Raw genomic sequence first — 16,277 nt, 5'->3', positions numbered from 1 at the left:
GCAGCAAGTAAAAATAACGCTAACGCTTAAAATATTATTAATATAAGGAAAGATTATGAAAATCAATTTACTGAAAAGCGCATTTATTGGTGCTCTTACTTTTACAGCACTGGCCTCAAGCTACGCCAATGCACATGCCCAATGGCTAGTGCCTTCTCATACCTCTTTATCTGGTGATAAAGCACATTATGTAATGATCGATGCCAGTATTTCTAACGAGATATTTTCTGCTGATAAAGCGTATCGTCCAAAAGAAAAAGGCGCTGAGTATGACGATAATTTAATCATAGCGCTAAGCCCTGACGGAAAGCCAGTTAGTGATAAAATCCGCGCTTACTACTTACAACGTAAAAACTCAGCAGCCATTAAACTATCAGACGAAGGAACTTATCATATCGCTATGAAACGTGAGCCGCGCATAATGACGTTTTATAAAGATGCCAATGGTGAGCGTGGTCGCGTATTTTCAGGTAAAGACAGCAAGGACATTCCTGCTGGTGCAACAGATATTAAATCTATGAAGTCATTTTCAACTGTTGATACCTTTGTTAGTCGCAACGGTACTTCAAAGCCTGCATTACTAGGTCAAGGATTAGAGCTCAGTGGCCCAACCCACCCTAATGATTTATTTGTTGGTGAGCAAGCACGCTTTCAATTATTAAAAGACGGTAAACCAGCTGCCAACATAGAACTTGCAATTTTAAAAGGTGACACTCGTTATCGCAACGAACGTAATGAAGTAAAAGTTACTACTGATAAAAACGGCTTTTTCACTAATATATGGCAGCAACCAGGTTTATATCTGATTGAAGCGAGTATTAGTGAAGATTCATCTGAAAAAGATATCGATAGTGTACGTTTTTCATTATTTACCACCTTAGATGTAGCACCTGAATAATTAACGCCTACGTACCCAAATCACCTAGATATGCTGAATACAGCGTCTCACAGGGGCCCAATATCACAATTTACCCTTTAAAAAGTGTAAGTTCCTGTGAAGCGCCCTGAGGGTTGGTTTGGGTATATCACCAGCAATCCCCCTCACCAAATAATCGTTAAACTCTCTACCCGGGATCTACCATTCAAATTCAATACCTGAGTACTTGATTACAAATCAAACACGACTTAATGTTGCCTTGCAAAGAACATTCTACTAAGCGAAATGATAAACACTAAAATAACTAATGTTCATCCGATTAAAATGGACATAAACTTAATCCATCGCAGCAACACAGTATAGTTAATCAACCACAGGAATTTATAGTATGAATATTTTAACGCTTATTTCAAAAAACCCAGCACTGGCTAATGTTAGCAGCTTATTAGCACGCGTGGGGCTAGCTACCTTATTTATCTTAACTAGCTTTAGCAAAATTCAGTATTTTGATACCACGGCTCAGTACATGGCAGCAACAGGCTTACCTGAATTTTTGCTACCGCTAGTTATCGCGTTCGAACTGCTTGGTGGCTTATTAATTGTACTGGGGTTATTAACGCAACTAACAGCTATTGCATTTGCTGCTTTTAGTATTGTTAGCGCCTTATTATTTCACTTTCAGCTTGATGATCAAATGCAGTTTTTAATGTTTTATAAAAATATCGCAATGGCCGGTGGCTTTATAGCATTAGCAAGCCACGGCGCAGGAAAGTTCAGTATCGACCATATATTGTTAAACCGTAAGCAATAATCTTCCACACTTTAAGAGCGCAGTACAAATGCTGTGCTCTCATTTTGCTCAACGTAAAGGGTAAACTAATGGCCAAAATTCTCAATCCAACCACCCATGATATTGGTGGCTTATATGTAAAACGTGTACTGCCACACTTTGATAAGAAAATGGTGGGTCCATTTATATTTTTTGATCGTATAGAACCAAATGACTTTCCAATTGGTCAAGGGGTCAATGTTAGACCCCACCCACATATAGGCTTATCAACACTCACCTATTTACTGCACGGCAGTATTTTGCATCGTGACTCGCTAGGCAATAATTTAGAAATTCACGCAGGTGATGTGAATTGGATGACAGCAGGTAAAGGTATTGTACATTCAGAGCGTGAAAGCTTTGAAGTGAGAGCAAGCCCACACCATATCGATGGTTTACAATGTTGGGTTGCACTACCTGAGGACATGACTGAAATTGAACCTTCATTTTGTCATGTGAAAAAACAGCAACTACCGTATATTATTCATGACGGTATTATGATGAAGTTAGTTATTGGTGAAGCGTATGGTTTAAGCTCGCCAGTAAACACTTATTCTCCAATGTTTTATGTTGATGTGGTCGGCAGCGCCAATAGCCAAATAAAATCCCCCAACCCACAACAAGAAACCGCCTTATATATAATTTACGGTAGCGTTACTGTGGGCCAACAAGATTATCAAGCTGGTGACTTTATTTTATTTGATAGTCAAGATACTGAGATACACTTTGCCACAGACGCACGCTTTATTTTGCTCGGCGGCGACAAATTCACTAAAACCCCTTACTTGCATTGGAACTTTGCAGCCTATAGCAAAGAGCGCCTAGAGCAAGCAAAACAAGACTGGCAAGCCCAACGCTTTCCGCGTATTCCAGGTGACGACAAAGAATTTATTCCGCTATAATAAACAGTTTTTAAGGCAAGTATGTAAAGGTAATTGCCAGGACAACAATAAAGATGCTTAGAATTACTTTAGAACAATGGCGTATGTTTAGAGCTGTTGTAGAGCATGGTGGCTTTAACCAAGCTGCACAAAAAATTTATAAAAGCCAATCGAGTATTCATAATTCGGTTGGCAAAATTGAAGCTGCATTAGGGGTTAAACTATTTACCATTGCAGGGCGTAAAACAGTGATCACCGAAGCTGGTGAAATGATGTTACGCCGTGCCAATTACCTGCTCGATGAAGCCGCCAAAATAGAAGCTATTGGCCAAACCCTCAGTGAAGGTATTGAAAGCAAATTACGTATTGCTGTAGATGAAATTTTTCCGCAAGCACTACTTTATAAAGTTCTCAACAATACCTCGGCAATGTATCCATTATTACGTATAGAATTATACGAATCGATACTGACTGGCGCGAATGAATTACTAGAGAACACCAGTGCCGATATTGCAATATCGGGATTCACTGGCAAAACTGGGTTTAGTGAGGAGTTATGCAATATCGAATTTACTGCTGTTGCGCATCCAGAGCATGCCTTACATAGTATCCCCCGACCTATCACCCTTGAAGATTTAAAATCGCATCGACAAATTGTACTTCGCGATTCAGCTTCATACAATAAACAAGATGGGGGCTGGTTAGGTGCTGACCAACGTTGGACGGTTAGCCATATGCGTACTTCAATAGATATGATCAGCAATGGCCTAGGCTTTGCTTGGCTGCCTAGCACAGCGATCACCAGTCAATTAGCAGATAATCGGCTCAAGCCCCTTAACCTTAGCCATAATTGTAAACGCAGCGCCATGCTCCACTTACTCTTTAAAGACAGTGATCGCCTTGGCCCTGCGGCTCGCACATTCATTGGCGAGTTACGATATCAAGTAATGCAGGCTGATCTTGATTGCTAATTAAAGAGCTTGTTAGCAGCCCTTTTATGTCGGCGCTGTTTTATTTTGGTTTTGCGTCATCGCGTTATTACTACTTAACATTATGGTGTTAACCTCTCCGCCCTTGCTGTATTTGGTGGTTCGCTAGGTGTTGGCCTTGGCTTAGGTCTGTAATCAATCGCCTCCAACTTTATTTCTGGCATCATTATTTTGCTCGATAAGTCACTCACCGTTGGTGACTTTGTTGAGTTAGAGCACGGTAAAAGTGGCTTTGTTCGAGAGTTCAAAATGCGCCATGCCATTTTAGAAACGCTCAAAGCTAACAATATCGCTATTCCATTCCCACAACGCGCAGTTAGAGTTATTAATGAAGGCTTTGTCAGTAAAATTTAAATTAAGCGGTATTGACAAGTAAGCATAGGAAGTTCAGCATCAGGCGAAAACCTGTTAACGTAGCGGTGCTCCCCAATAATAGTGACCAATCGCGATTAAAGTCGTAGTTATAATTAAGCTGATGCCCGCGAGAAGTTAGCTCATTTATTTCGATCCATATATTGAGCCTAAGGCCTGTATTGCCTACAATGGCGCAAAATTAATTCAACGCAGAACATTATAATGACTGATACCAATAAACCAGAATTACCTGATCAACTTTCGATCAACCCACGCAGCAAGTTTTATGTAGAAGAAGTTTTTGAGCATGAAATTGGCGTTACTCTTAACGGCAAAGAACGTTTTGACGTTGAAGAATACTGCATCAGTGAAGGTTGGATCAAAGTAGCCGCACCTAAAGCGCTAGACCGTCGCGGCCAGCCTTTACTTATGAAAGTAAAAGGTACAGTAGCAGCGTTTTATAAGTAAGCTAACTGTTTACGGTAAATGAAAAAGCCGATTTACGTCGGCTTTTTTGTACTTGTTACTTACGGCGCCAGCCGCTCCATACGTCATCTTCTTGGCTGGCTTTTTTCTTGTTCTTTTTCTTACCTGTGCCTTCAGGCTTAGCCATTGGCTTGTCGTTTTTAAGCGCTTGTGCGGCATCAAGGTTGGCTTGGTTTACAGCAAAGCCCGCTACTTCTTCGCGCTCTAAACGTAGCTTGTTTTTCTTCTCGATAATTCTAAAGTGATGCAAGTCTTCATAATCTATTAGTGATAACGCTAAACCCACTTCACCGGCACGGCCACTTCGGCCAATGCGGTGCATATAATCAGCTGGGCTGCGCGGTAAATTAAAGTTAATCACCACTGGTAGCTTTTCAATATCTAAACCTCGGGCGGCAATATCGGTGGCAATCAGTACTTCAATTTCGCCATTTTTAAACTTTTCGATTACTCGAGTACGTTCACTTTGGCCTTTATCACCATGAAATACCTGCGCGTTAACACCGCGTTTTTCAAGCTTGCCCGCTAAATGCTCACAGTCTTTTTTCGCATTGACAAAAATCAGTGCTTGGCGCCATTGCTGCGCTTTAATTAAATGCGCTAAAACCGTGGTTTTTTCACCTTTATTAACCGTAAATACACGCTGTACTAAGGTGCTTTCGTCTTTGCTTTGCACTTGTATTTCTATCGGATCGTTTAACAACTCTTGGGTTAATAGCTTAACTTGCTCAGGGAAAGTCGCTGAAAACAACATGGTTTGTTTTTTAGCGGGCATAAGCGCTAATAAGTTAGCCAGTTCTTCGGTAAAGCCAAGGCTTAATAAGCGGTCGGCTTCATCAAGCACTAAGGTATTTACTTTATCAAGCTTAATCGCATTGCTTGAGATTAAATCGAGTAATCGCCCAGGGGTTGCCACGATAATATCGGCGCCACCACGAAGTGCCTGCATTTGGGTATTAACCGATACACCACCAAACACGGCAACTGTTTTAATCGCGCCGTTAAAATGCGCCGAATACGACTTAACATTATCAGCTACTTGCGTTGCAAGCTCACGGGTAGGTACCAAAATAAGCGCCGAGACATAGTTACCTTTGGTATCTCGCTTGAGTGCACCTTGTGATATTTTTTGCAATATCGGTAATGCAAAGGTCGCTGTTTTACCAGAGCCGGTATTCGCTCCTGCAATTAAATCATGCCCCGCCAAAATACTTGGAATTGCTTTTGCCTGAATCGGCGTAGGCTGGGTGTATTCAAGATCAGACAATCGAGCAATTAGTTCTGGGATAAGGCCAAGTTCGTTGAAATTACTAGGATTTGCGGCTGAGGTCATAAAAAGTGCGGGCTCATTACTAAAAATAGCCTGCAATTTTAGCGTATTTATTGCCCGTTAAGTAGGGATTAGTGATTTAAATGTGTTTTAGCTAGTGGTACGCGTGGTGGTGTACGCTACGAATACCGCGAAAATTAATCTATTCATACGCAGGCTTAACTAGGCCTGCGTTTTTATCAATGAGGTATCTTGGCTTTTTAAGAACTCAACGGCCTTTACTTGATATTCTTTAATAAAAGATTCTGAGGTTAATTTTTCTACCGTTGATAAAGCAGACTGCGCATATCCAACAACTTTACTAAAAGAGCGAGGGTGCTCTTTTTTGCGCTCCGCCAGTAAATGCAGCAATCGCTTCTGGCTCTGCCTCAGCCTCTATTTTAGCATCTGTCACTTGCTGCTGAGGAGCTATCGGCGCTTTGGGTTGGTTTGCAGTAGTAAGACTTACCGCTTGATGAATATTAAAATTGATTGTCATAAAAGTTCCTTTTTTAGTTGTTCTGCATTCAAGTACTTCTGTATCGGCTGACTTACTTATTAGTTTAGGTCTTATTTTAGGTACAACGATAAAACACTTTTATTGACTTGCATCGCCATATATATCGCCCCCAAATAAGACAATGAGGATAATATTGGATACAATGCTTTAACTAAACGCACAATAAAAATTATCGCCGTAAGTGTTGTGATTTGTCGATTGTGTGCTTGCTCATACGACTAAGTAGAAGTTCTATTGCCATTTAAATTAAGGAAGGTTAAATAATGCAAGGACAAAACTTAACAAGTGGCCCTATTCCAAAGCAGTTATGGTCTTTGGCATGGCCTATGATGCTCTCAATGTTTTTTCATTCCCTCTACAACTTAGTGGATGCATTTTGGGTTGCGAAAATTTCAGCTTCTGCCATTGCCGCAGTATCAATTTCACAAATAATTTTATTTATTATGATCAGTTTGGCAATGGGTATCTCTGTTGGCACTTCTGTTTTAGTTGGGCAAAGTATTGGCGCAAAAAAAATAGCGGTTGCTGAGCGAGTGCTTGGTCAAGGCTTTCTATTAACCATTATTGCGGCACTGCCTTTTACCCTGGTCATTTTTAGTTTCCGTAATGAATTTTTGATTATTTCTGGCGCAGTTGGCGACATATTACCGCTAGCAACCCCCTATTTCACTGTCATTATTGCGGGATCGGTACTGACATTTTTAATGATGATGATCTCGATATCTTATAATGCCCAGGGTGATAACTTTACCATGACTAAACTCTTCGCCCTTTCCACTATGATTAATATGGTGCTGGATCCCATTTTTATTTTTGGCTATGTAGGTTTCCCTGCCTTGGGTATTGCTGGTGCCGCGTATGCAACCTTGATCTCTCAAGCAGTTTTTATTGTACTAGCTTTAAGGTTATTGATGAAACCGACCATGATGGTGCCGCTACATCTAAAGTATTTACACCTAAGTTGGTCGTCGGTAAAAAAAGTCATCGATATTGGCTTGCCCGCATCGCTCAACCAGGTACTCAATCCACTGGGTTTTTCTGCATTAATGTTTTTTGTTTCAGCCACTTTTTTAGAAGCTGGGGCTGCCGCTTTTGCTATCGGTTTTAGAATAGAGTTTTTCACCTTTATTCCCGCTATTGGCTTTGGTTTTGCTGCAATGTCGATGATTGGACAGAATATCGGAGCAGGTAATCATGATAGGGTTCGTGCAGTTTTAAATGTGTCTATATGGTATGGCTCAGGCTCTGCATTACTGTTTAGTTTACTGGTGTTAATTTTTGCTCCTTATATTGTAGCCATTTTTACAGCTGATCCGCTTGTCACAGAATATGCCCTGCAATACTTTCGCATCGTGCCATTAGGCTATCTCTTTTTTGCCGTTGCTTTTATTGAAGCGAGTATTTTTCAAGGCATTGGTAAATCATGGCCAGGTTTTTGGATTACATTTGCAAGGATCGGCATTTCTATCGCCATTAGCGTTATTACCATTAACGTATTTGGGTTAGAAATTTGGACTGTTTGGATAGCGATTGTTGTTGGTAGTGTTATTGCGTCTTTATTTGGGCTGCTATGGCTTAAGCGTGCACTCACATCAGCTCAACGAGAAGAGCAACAAACAGATCAGGAATTAGCCAGAGAGGAAGCCCTGCCATAACAAAAGCAGCAAGTTTAAAATGTCGAAAGCCTAACTCCGTTGGAAAGTAAGTACCGCTCAACTCAAAACGAAAGCTACGAGCCCATAATAATGCCACTCACTAAAGAATGAGTGGCATTAATTTTATACCTAAACCTGAGGGAGCCTCAGGTTTGGTTTATCTCAGCGCTAGTTATTTACCTGTATTTGCAGCCTAGCTTTCGTTTCTTTTAAGTAATTTATATAAGGATATGAGTCGTCAGCAATCGCTAAAGCAGAGTCCATATATTCAAGCGCTTGACGAGTATCCCCCTGCATTTCATAGCCATAAGATAAGGCTGAAAGCGCATCGACTGATTTGGGGTGATTTTTTATATTGTATTTAAACACCTCGATAGCACGGGTAAACTGCTTGCTGCCCGTTAAGTTATAACCGAGTGATCTAACAGCCTGATCCGGTGGAGATATCTGCTCGCCCCATTGTTGAGATAAGCTTTGGTAATAAGCATCAATAGAGGCTACATCGTCAGTTAAAGCACTTATGGGCATTTGTTTAGGTAAAAATAAGTTGTGATAGGCATTAAATGCCCCTGCGACAGAAGTCAGATTATGCGATATGCCATCAAACGCATCACTAAAAAAGTGTAACCCTCGCACTTTATACGATTGCAGTGATTGCTGTAATTCATCGTACCTTTCACGCATTATGCCGGCTTCTTCGCCGATATTCATATAAACGTAACTATTAAACTCTTTGTTTTTAGCGATAAACGACTTTGTGCTTTTTACTGACGCGCCATAGTTCCACCATACCGCAGGGCTATAAGCAATGTGCGCTTGGAATAACTCAGGCTTGGCTTGCAACGCGTATAACGAAAATACACCACCAGCGGAGGCGCCAGCAATAACCTTATAGTCATGCGTGCGATAATTCTTATTTACTAAAGGAATGAGCTCTTGTTCAAAAAATGCTAAAAACTTTGCAGCGCCGCCCCCTTCACCGACAGGCCCTTGCGGCTCTTTATTCACTGTAGGATAAAAATCTCTGAGTCGATTTGTGTTTTCAATAGCGACAATAATAACCTCAGGCGCACGATTATCATTTTGTAAGCGCTCTATAACAGCACTAGCAAGCGGTATATTACCCGCTCCATCTAAGCGATAAATGACTGGGTATACCTTATTTGGCTCAGATTGATAGCTTTTAGGCAACTGAACGACAACTGTGCGCTGTTCATTTAGAACAGTAGATTTAATAGTATGCGTGTGCTGAGAATAATTTACGGTTTGTTGTTTAGTGTTAGGTTGTGCAAAGGCACTTTGTGAACTAAAAATACTAAAGCTAATAAAACACAGAACAGCAAATAAACGCATAACTAATCCCTTAGAGAATAATGAGTTACTTAAGCTAACAGAGTTTCAGGCATAAAAAAAGGCGCATTAATTGCCTTTTATTACTTGTGAAATGAGAATTAGTTATTTTAATGTGTTTTAGGTAACAGCCTCGAGTTACAAGCAGGTTGATGCTGTTTATCGTATTTAGTTTTTGTTTTCGAATATTTCGAATGTTGCCTTTATTGCGAATATTTCGGATACTTACTGCATTGTACAATTTGTACTCGACAATAGTAAGAGAGAAAAATGAACACAGCTACAAAATTACCCAGTGCTAAAGAAATAGCGCTCGCTAAACTTGGTAGCCAAGAGCTATCAGCTGTTATACAAGCCAATGGTGAGGCGCAAAGAATTAACGTGGTTGATCAACTAGGTAAATCTCACGAAGTAACAATTCCTGCAAGCGCATTAAATATGATGATCGAAGTACTTACTCAATTAGGGCAAGGTAACTCCGTTAGCATCACCCCTATTCATGCAGAGCTAACAACGCAAGAAGGTGCTGATATGCTGAATATGTCACGTCCAACATTTATAAAACTCCTTGATTCACAAGAAATCCCATTTACTCGAACGGGAAATCGTAGGAAAGTCGCTTTTGCCGATCTTATGCAATATAAACAACGCCTAGAAGAGCAGCGTTTAGCATCACTTGCTGAATTATCTGCATTAGACCAAGAAGTGGATATGGGCTATTAATTAACGGACTAAGCTTGCCCGATCAAGATGATAGGCATGTAGTTGCAGCTGCAATTAAAGGCCAAGCAGAATTAAACCAATTCGATAAGTGGTATCAGAACATTGGTAGTTGAAACCAAAAATGCCATGATTGATAAGAATTTCACACTTTGATCAGCAAGGCCCACTAAGCATCCTTTTGCATTCTCAAGCGTTACAACCGTCGCTTATTTGCCTTCACCATAAACCCGATAAAGTAACAAACAACTCATTTAAAACCCTGCTATGAAAAGCAAATGAAATTTTTATAATTTTTCACTTATTTTAATTTTAACAACATTAATCTTATCTATACCCATTAAAAAAGCCAAAATAACACCGATTAATTTTAAATCACTCAACAATCACCCCTTAATAGGAACACCATTGATTAACAGTAGGTTGTGCTAAAAACGAGATAATGTTTATATGAAATTGAATACAAAATAAGGAAAATAACGTATGAAAAAAACCATGGTTTTATTGTCAACTACCGCATTAACTTCAGCACTGTATGCACACGCGCAAGTGGGTTCACAAGAACTGAATTTAAAACCAGCGGGAGAAGTCAAACTCTCGCAAAAAAAGCTCACCTTTAATACCGCTAAAAAACGAAATAAAAAAGCGCTGTCCAGTGTGGCAAATACCGAGGTGTCAACAACCAGTATTACGCCACAATGCCCAACGCTTGCTACTGGCAATTTGTATACTTTATCTGGCTTAAATGTTGGCGGCACGGCCTGCTACCATTTTGAAATTACTGAACGCAGCAAGACAACAGCCTTACTACTCAATCAAGAAACCGGAAACAACATTGATCTCAGCATCATACGACACAATGAAGATAATACCTACACAACTCTAGGCACCTCGAGTAATGCCGCAAATGCCGATGAAACAGTTGTTGTTTTGACCGTTCCGGGACATTACTACTGGTTTATGGAGGCACAAGAATCCACCGGTGCGGCATTTAACTTTGGCGCAGCTGTGACGACTGAGTTAGATGATTATGAGTTTAATGATACAGCTGCAACGGCCACTGTGTTAGCAGACAAACAGCATAAGATCAGTGCCAATATGGATTCAGCGACTGATATAGATATCTATAAATTCACCGCGGTACGAGGCCAAGATGTGCTACTTAATTTCTCTGATAACAATTTAGATGAGTGGATTGTGGAATACTATAGCGCTGGTTGGCAAACCTTTACCATAAACGCCGATAATACATTGGGCAACTTACAGCCCAATCAGGAAATTTATGTCAGAGTTCGTCCCAACTTAGCGCTGCCTGTTAATCCAAACAATTATTACGCACTCACATTCGGCAGCAAAGTAGTGTCGGCATCGAATCATTATGTCTCCGGTGAAAGCAATGTAAACCGTGTGCCTTATTCATCATTCGTTTCTAACCTACCTTATGCGACAACCCAAGCTTATCGCAAGCTCACTTGGGGCATTACACTTCAAGACTCGACGGGTCAACCAATTGAAGGCGCAAGCGCTGTACTGAAGTTTGACCAAGACATTAGAGAGCCTGAAGGTGTCATTGAATATACAGACTATGAGATGGTTTCTAACAGTATCGGTGTAGTTTCAGGCACAATAAACTTAGGTTCATGTTATAGCGATCTAACGCTAAGACATACAGAATATAGCTTAGGCTACAAAAATATATGGGATACTGACTTGGTGTATGGTGTGTGGCGACTGGAAGTACCACACTCTGTTGGACTCGGAGTTGGCGGTGACAACGTCGAGTACGTCTGGTTTAGTCATTTATGCGATCAAGATTTAGTGAGCAGCAACCCATCGTAATTCTTTGAATTATAAGAGCAGTGTGCAAGCACTGCTCTGTTTTTATTTTCAGTTACTTGGTGTAAATGAAAAAAATGTTAAATTTTACTAAAGTAATATAAGGACCTACCGATAAATAAGACCTCTTCGCTTATAAGGAATATGTTATGAAGATAGCTAACTCAGCCATTAATCAGGCCCAACTCAGCACGACAAAGCAAGTAACAGACAGCAAGCAGCCTATTACTGAAGAGCTCAACACTGCAGCCAAACAACAGCATGCCCCAAGCGATATCAGCAATGAACCAGCCCTTGCTAACAACCAAAACCTGCACAATGTTGAAGTCACTTCTGTGAGCGTGTACGAACCAGATCGGTTTGCGAAGGTGTCGCAAACACTTTATTTTGGTGAACTACCCAGTTTATTCAGAGATATGCAATCTCATTACCAAGACTTTATGAGCGAACTGCAAAAATCAGATCCACAGCTAGCTAAACAGGATTGGGGCTTTTCTGTTGACGAAGGCGGCCAACTGGTTGTGAATGGCCCTATCAGTGACGAAAGCAAAGCTTTTCTTGAAGAAAAACTGAATGAAAACACTGAACTTTTAGAATTAGCCAAACAAGTACCCGATGTAATGATGAAAGGACTAGCCTACGACAGAGGCGCTGATGGTAAAGCCAATGCATGGGGCAAGTATGATGTAAACACTGAGAACCTAAAAGATATTCTAGATTTTAGAGAAGTGTTAGACAGCACTTACATTGAACGGGATGATATTTCCTACTTTAAGGACAACTTTAACACCTTTGAATTTGCTGAAAACGTTGCTAGCCAGTTAAAAAGAAAAGCAGAGGTTAAATTTAGCTATTAAGTTTAAGTAAGTACCGAGCCTATCTTAGAGCAAATATGCACTTACTCCTGCATGCAGAACCAAACCTGTAGTAAAGTGCACATTCCCCTATTTTAAGGCAGAGTTTTACGCAGAATTAATGATATTTCTTATTAATAATCATGAAGTAAGTAAAAGTCGCTGGACAGGTGTTTATCGCCCTCCGAACATTTGGGTGTTTTTGATCGCAGATTCAGCTAACTCTACCGTTATTTCACGATCAAGCGAAAATTGCTCATTTACTTGCAGCACATCTGAACGCCATTCAAGCAAGTAAAACATTGAAAGTTCGAGGTAAGATAATAAATGGTGTGTTCGCTTGGACTTATAACCAAAAACACGGTGCACACGACCGTCGGATGGTACATCGTAAACGGTTAACCAAGGTTTATAATCTTGATGCTCGCCTGAGCCGCGCCCTTCTTTAATCCATTTACTATATTGGGCCTCAGTATGACCAATCTTCCTAGACATAATATACCGCTATAACTAATACGATTATTTCTTTATAAGCCATAACGGTATATTCCATTTAAGTAAAAGAAACAGACTACATTAAGCAGCCTTTTTTATTGGAATTCGAAACATTCCACCATTCTTTCTTGTAATTTTTTTGCCTTTAACTGTAATATAAGGTCGATAAATGTATTCAATCTCTTCTTGATTTGAATCTTTAGGTTCTTTTTTCTTCATTTGAAAATTCCTTAAACCAATCTCCTTGACTAACCATACAAATTGGAATTATAGTCAAGGGTATTGGTTATATTCTAAAATTTAGAACAGGGTTGCCGCCCTGCACTACCAGTTGATACGAAGACCTATTGATATAGGTCTTTTTTATTTTCTCTCTCTTCTTACCCCCTTAAATGGCTCTCCATCCATTTTTACATCCATAATTTGCCCTGTGTTAGAATCTCGCTTCGCCCACAATCCTGAAGGAGTTTGAAACTGAGATCGTTCTTTTACAGGGCCGATGCGCTTACCATCACCATAAGGTGCATTTTTAGCCATGTTAACTTCCTTTAAAAATAGAATAATTTAGCTGATCAACCATGAATACTATTGATCAAAATACATACTACCTCTGAAAATTTAAAAGATCAAACATTGATCTTTGTTTTTTTGCTAAAAAACAAAAAACACGTATAATAATGATATGTGATGTTTTTTTGATGTTGTTAAAATAAGAACTAAAAGGAAATAACCATGGCAATAACGTATGAGTACGCCAAATTAGTAGAAGAGTTTGGTTCAAGCGCGGAGAGGCTTGCATTTGTTGATTTTAAACTTAGGTTTACAGGCATCATCCAGAGAACAGATTTAGCGGAAGCTTTTAACTTAGCTGAAGCTTCCTCATCTAGGCTACTATCTCAATACCATGAATTAAAAAAAGACAATATGGTCTATGATAGAAGTAGAAAAATGAATGTAATATGTAACGAATCTTACACCCCTATCATAGCTATGGATGCTGAAACTGCATTAGGCATGTTATCCCATGGCTTCAATAAAAATCGATTACTAGATAAACCAGTATTGAAGTACGCTCGAATTGGAAAAGTACCTGAGCAGTTAGAAGTAGAGCAAGTTTCGAAAATTACTAGAGCAATGTTCAATCAACATGCTATAAGCTGTGAGTATATATCAGCTAATAGTGATAACCATGAGGCTAGGGAGCTAGTCCCACTAACTCTTATCTCTGATGGAAAGAATTGGCTCTTTAGGGCTTACGATAGATCAAGCACGAAAAGATACAATTTTAAGAACTTTAATTTTTCTAGAGCTTGTAATATAAAAGCCCTTAACGATAAAAACCAAGCAGCTCAATCGTATGAATTACTGAACCATGATGCTAAATGGAACTCCATGCAAGCAGTATTGCTCGAGTTACACCCTGAATTAAGTGACGGTTTAAAAGCTGCAATTAGACGTGATTATGGCATGCAAGATAATCAGAACGAGATAGTTTTGACTGAAAGAGGCGCTTTAATTTGGCTTCTCTGCAATCAATGGTTAGTTGATAAATCCGAAGGAATTAATGAAGGTCGTTACTATAATTTTCTTTTAAAAAATAGAAGCATGCTCAAAGATTACTTATAAAAGCAGTCACTAAAGCATGTAAAATAAAGAGTATTACTATTTAAAATTCAGAAAAACATGGCTAATTTAATTGTTTTTACTTTTTCGAGTAGGTGGTAGGCATTAAAGAACTTAAGCCTCAGTTCTAGGATAATACTCTTTCATCTAATGTAATGCTAATTACTCTTGAATTAGACAATGCATATATCTAGTATAATTTATGTGCAAATTTGCATATTAACTATAAAAGGAAAAGCTGATGAATGATTGGGGTTTTGTAAATTTTAGCGAAGCTCATGAAATGGATTATCACTTAGGGTTAGTGAACAAATCAAAATCAGAAAGTAACCGAGCTTACTTAATAAGTGATACATAAATCACCACTAAAAAGCACTAAGTAAAACAGTTATTACACATGGAGAATTTAAACCTTTTGTGCAAGCCGACAAAGCAAACCTTGATAACCCTAGGTAATTACCACTAAAAATTAATGTGTATATTAAAATAAAAAGAGTCATAAGCTGCCTAAAGCTGTCGGCTTATGACTCTTTTTAGTATGAAACTTTATTGTTTGGGATGTACTTTATTGTTTGGTATGAAACTATATTCCTAAGCCACAACAGATGTCACCCTGCAATATAGTTTCATACTAAGTAGGGCTGTAGGCTCTGTATATTGAATGAGAAACTATAATGTGGATAAATAAAGTTTCATACTGAGCTAGGGGTTATATAAAGTTTTCATTTATACCATACAATAAAGCTTCATCCTGACAAGTTATCTAGGCGGCTGCTAAAAGCGTTTAGCAGCAATGAAAGAAAATGATCTTTATTCAGCAAAGAATTGATTCATATCTAACTCTGTTACTTTTACAATGTTAAGAGATGTCAATTCTGTTTTTTCCAAATTTATTATGACGTCACAAAGCACAGCATAAATACCACATATATCAGCACTTGTTTCTATTTTTGGCTTTGACAAAAACCTAGTTGATTGGTGTGCCCCAATATGAGAATTCTTAATCGCTATTTTAAAGTCGCCATTATTTTGAAGAAGGTTATTGAAAGTTGAATAATTTATATCTATGACCTCAGAGAGCTTTGTTGACGTGGTTTAATGGATTCGACTACCCCAGTTAAGACATAATAAGCTTAACTGGAGAACAGAAATGACAAAACGTAAAAAATATACCAAAGAATTTAAACTTGATGCAATTTCTTTAGTCAGAGATCAAAATATTAGTGTTGCTGAGGCTAGTAGAAACTTAGGTGTTAGCCCTCAAATGCTTGGTCGCTGGATTAAAGAAGAAGCAAATGAAGATGGCCAAGCTTTTAGGGGTAACGGTAAGTTAACACCTGAGCAAGAAGAAATACGTAAATTAAAAGTTCAAGTCAAACGCTTAGAGATGGAGCGTGAAATCTTAAAAAAAGCGACGGTCTTCTTTGCCAAAGAAACGAAGTAAAATATTCGTTTGTTACCCAACATAAGAAGATCTGGCCTGTTACATTAATGTGTCA

The 16,277-nt window shown here is 39.1% G+C and carries 16 protein-coding genes and 2 pseudogenes; 12 read left to right on the top strand and 6 right to left on the bottom strand.

What is annotated here, in order from left to right; all coding sequences use genetic code 11:
* Positions 1-55 precede the first annotated feature (55 nt).
* The 6 genes and pseudogenes from HHO47_RS07020 (at position 56) to HHO47_RS06995 (ending at position 4,398) form a co-directional block, all read left to right on the top strand.
* The gene (locus HHO47_RS07020) at positions 56-898 is read left to right on the top strand and encodes a DUF4198 domain-containing protein (RefSeq protein WP_169019653.1); all 843 of its coding nucleotides are present in this window, start codon (positions 56-58) and stop codon (positions 896-898) included.
* 367 nt (positions 899-1,265) lie between these two features.
* Positions 1,266-1,688 (top strand): DoxX family protein, encoded by a 423-nt coding sequence (locus HHO47_RS07015; protein WP_169019652.1) that lies wholly within the window; start codon positions 1,266-1,268, stop codon positions 1,686-1,688.
* Between the two features lie 68 nt (positions 1,689-1,756).
* Positions 1,757-2,608, top strand: coding sequence for a pirin family protein (locus tag HHO47_RS07010; RefSeq protein WP_169019651.1), 852 nt, complete (start codon positions 1,757-1,759; stop codon positions 2,606-2,608).
* A 53-nt stretch (positions 2,609-2,661) separates the two neighbouring features.
* Positions 2,662-3,558: a LysR family transcriptional regulator gene (locus HHO47_RS07005; protein ID WP_169019650.1), complete on the top strand. Its 897-nt coding sequence runs from the start codon at positions 2,662-2,664 to the stop codon at positions 3,556-3,558.
* A gap of 49 nt (positions 3,559-3,607) precedes the next feature.
* Positions 3,608-3,927 (top strand): annotated as a pseudogene (locus HHO47_RS19745) (mechanosensitive ion channel domain-containing protein); the annotation flags it as partial.
* A gap of 225 nt (positions 3,928-4,152) precedes the next feature.
* On the top strand, positions 4,153-4,398 hold the full coding sequence (locus tag HHO47_RS06995) for a DUF3297 family protein (RefSeq protein WP_169019649.1): 246 nt from the start codon (positions 4,153-4,155) through the stop codon (positions 4,396-4,398).
* A 55-nt stretch (positions 4,399-4,453) separates the two neighbouring features.
* Here HHO47_RS06995 and HHO47_RS06990 read toward each other — a convergent pair whose 3' ends face one another.
* Both HHO47_RS06990 and HHO47_RS06985 read right to left on the bottom strand, forming a co-directional pair.
* Positions 4,454-5,749, bottom strand: coding sequence for a DEAD/DEAH box helicase (locus HHO47_RS06990; RefSeq protein ID WP_169019648.1), 1,296 nt, complete (start codon positions 5,747-5,749; stop codon positions 4,454-4,456).
* Positions 5,750-6,047: 298 nt separating this feature from the next.
* Entirely contained in the window at positions 6,048-6,224 is a 177-nt protein-coding gene (locus HHO47_RS06985; protein WP_169019647.1) for a hypothetical protein, read from the bottom strand.
* A gap of 284 nt (positions 6,225-6,508) precedes the next feature.
* Between HHO47_RS06985 and HHO47_RS06980 the strand changes: the two genes are divergently transcribed.
* Entirely contained in the window at positions 6,509-7,900 is a 1,392-nt protein-coding gene (locus HHO47_RS06980; protein WP_169019646.1) for an MATE family efflux transporter, read from the top strand.
* A gap of 168 nt (positions 7,901-8,068) precedes the next feature.
* On the opposite strand, the gene HHO47_RS06975 is transcribed toward HHO47_RS06980, so the two are convergent.
* Positions 8,069-9,253 (bottom strand): alpha/beta hydrolase-fold protein, encoded by a 1,185-nt coding sequence (locus HHO47_RS06975; protein ID WP_169019645.1) that lies wholly within the window; start codon positions 9,251-9,253, stop codon positions 8,069-8,071.
* A 267-nt stretch (positions 9,254-9,520) separates the two neighbouring features.
* Between HHO47_RS06975 and HHO47_RS06970 the strand changes: the two genes are divergently transcribed.
* From HHO47_RS06970 to HHO47_RS06955, 3 genes are all read left to right on the top strand, one after another.
* A complete protein-coding gene (locus HHO47_RS06970; RefSeq protein ID WP_169019644.1) occupies positions 9,521-9,973 on the top strand; it encodes an excisionase family DNA-binding protein in 453 nt (150 codons plus the stop codon).
* Between the two features lie 480 nt (positions 9,974-10,453).
* On the top strand, positions 10,454-11,809 hold the full coding sequence (locus HHO47_RS06960; RefSeq protein ID WP_169019643.1) for a hypothetical protein: 1,356 nt from the start codon (positions 10,454-10,456) through the stop codon (positions 11,807-11,809).
* A 146-nt stretch (positions 11,810-11,955) separates the two neighbouring features.
* Positions 11,956-12,663, top strand: coding sequence for a hypothetical protein (locus HHO47_RS06955; RefSeq protein WP_169019642.1), 708 nt, complete (start codon positions 11,956-11,958; stop codon positions 12,661-12,663).
* Positions 12,664-12,834: 171 nt separating this feature from the next.
* On the opposite strand, the gene HHO47_RS06950 is transcribed toward HHO47_RS06955, so the two are convergent.
* The 3 genes from HHO47_RS06950 to HHO47_RS06940 form a co-directional block, all read right to left on the bottom strand.
* On the bottom strand, positions 12,835-13,155 hold the full coding sequence (locus HHO47_RS06950) for a hypothetical protein (protein ID WP_248290943.1): 321 nt from the start codon (positions 13,153-13,155) through the stop codon (positions 12,835-12,837).
* A gap of 81 nt (positions 13,156-13,236) precedes the next feature.
* Positions 13,237-13,374, bottom strand: a complete 138-nt coding sequence (locus HHO47_RS06945; protein WP_169019641.1) for a hypothetical protein — start codon at positions 13,372-13,374, stop codon at positions 13,237-13,239.
* A gap of 144 nt (positions 13,375-13,518) precedes the next feature.
* Positions 13,519-13,692 (bottom strand): hypothetical protein, encoded by a 174-nt coding sequence (locus HHO47_RS06940; protein ID WP_169019640.1) that lies wholly within the window; start codon positions 13,690-13,692, stop codon positions 13,519-13,521.
* A 195-nt stretch (positions 13,693-13,887) separates the two neighbouring features.
* On the opposite strand from HHO47_RS06940, the gene HHO47_RS06935 reads away from it, so the two are divergent.
* Positions 13,888-14,781 (top strand): WYL domain-containing protein, encoded by an 894-nt coding sequence (locus tag HHO47_RS06935; protein WP_169019639.1) that lies wholly within the window; start codon positions 13,888-13,890, stop codon positions 14,779-14,781.
* A gap of 1,147 nt (positions 14,782-15,928) precedes the next feature.
* Positions 15,929-16,277, top strand: a pseudogene (locus tag HHO47_RS06925) (transposase); the annotation flags it as partial.

Origin of the sequence: Pseudoalteromonas arctica, assembly GCF_012927645.1 — a bacterium.
GTDB lineage: Bacteria > Pseudomonadota > Gammaproteobacteria > Enterobacterales > Alteromonadaceae > Pseudoalteromonas > Pseudoalteromonas arctica_A.
Note: the sequence above shows the minus strand (reverse complement) of the source record. Positions and strands in the feature narration are given on the sequence as shown.

Bases quoted from the DNA above. Each gene is read 5' to 3' on its own strand.
- HHO47_RS07020 (WP_169019653.1), top strand. From the start codon at position 56: ATGAAAATCAATTTACTGAAAAGCGCATTTATTGGTGCTCTTACTTTT.
- HHO47_RS07015 (WP_169019652.1), top strand. From the start codon at position 1,266: ATGAATATTTTAACGCTTATTTCAAAAAACCCAGCACTGGCTAATGTT.
- HHO47_RS07010 (WP_169019651.1), top strand. From the start codon at position 1,757: ATGGCCAAAATTCTCAATCCAACCACCCATGATATTGGTGGCTTATAT.
- HHO47_RS07005 (WP_169019650.1), top strand. From the start codon at position 2,662: ATGCTTAGAATTACTTTAGAACAATGGCGTATGTTTAGAGCTGTTGTA.
- HHO47_RS06995 (WP_169019649.1), top strand. From the start codon at position 4,153: ATGACTGATACCAATAAACCAGAATTACCTGATCAACTTTCGATCAAC.
- HHO47_RS06990 (WP_169019648.1), bottom strand. From the start codon at position 5,749: ATGACCTCAGCCGCAAATCCTAGTAATTTCAACGAACTTGGCCTTATC.
- HHO47_RS06985 (WP_169019647.1), bottom strand. From the start codon at position 6,224: ATGACAATCAATTTTAATATTCATCAAGCGGTAAGTCTTACTACTGCA.
- HHO47_RS06980 (WP_169019646.1), top strand. From the start codon at position 6,509: ATGCAAGGACAAAACTTAACAAGTGGCCCTATTCCAAAGCAGTTATGG.
- HHO47_RS06975 (WP_169019645.1), bottom strand. From the start codon at position 9,253: ATGCGTTTATTTGCTGTTCTGTGTTTTATTAGCTTTAGTATTTTTAGT.
- HHO47_RS06970 (WP_169019644.1), top strand. From the start codon at position 9,521: ATGAACACAGCTACAAAATTACCCAGTGCTAAAGAAATAGCGCTCGCT.
- HHO47_RS06960 (WP_169019643.1), top strand. From the start codon at position 10,454: ATGAAAAAAACCATGGTTTTATTGTCAACTACCGCATTAACTTCAGCA.
- HHO47_RS06955 (WP_169019642.1), top strand. From the start codon at position 11,956: ATGAAGATAGCTAACTCAGCCATTAATCAGGCCCAACTCAGCACGACA.
- HHO47_RS06950 (WP_248290943.1), bottom strand. From the start codon at position 13,155: ATGTCTAGGAAGATTGGTCATACTGAGGCCCAATATAGTAAATGGATT.
- HHO47_RS06945 (WP_169019641.1), bottom strand. From the start codon at position 13,374: ATGAAGAAAAAAGAACCTAAAGATTCAAATCAAGAAGAGATTGAATAC.
- HHO47_RS06940 (WP_169019640.1), bottom strand. From the start codon at position 13,692: ATGGCTAAAAATGCACCTTATGGTGATGGTAAGCGCATCGGCCCTGTA.
- HHO47_RS06935 (WP_169019639.1), top strand. From the start codon at position 13,888: ATGGCAATAACGTATGAGTACGCCAAATTAGTAGAAGAGTTTGGTTCA.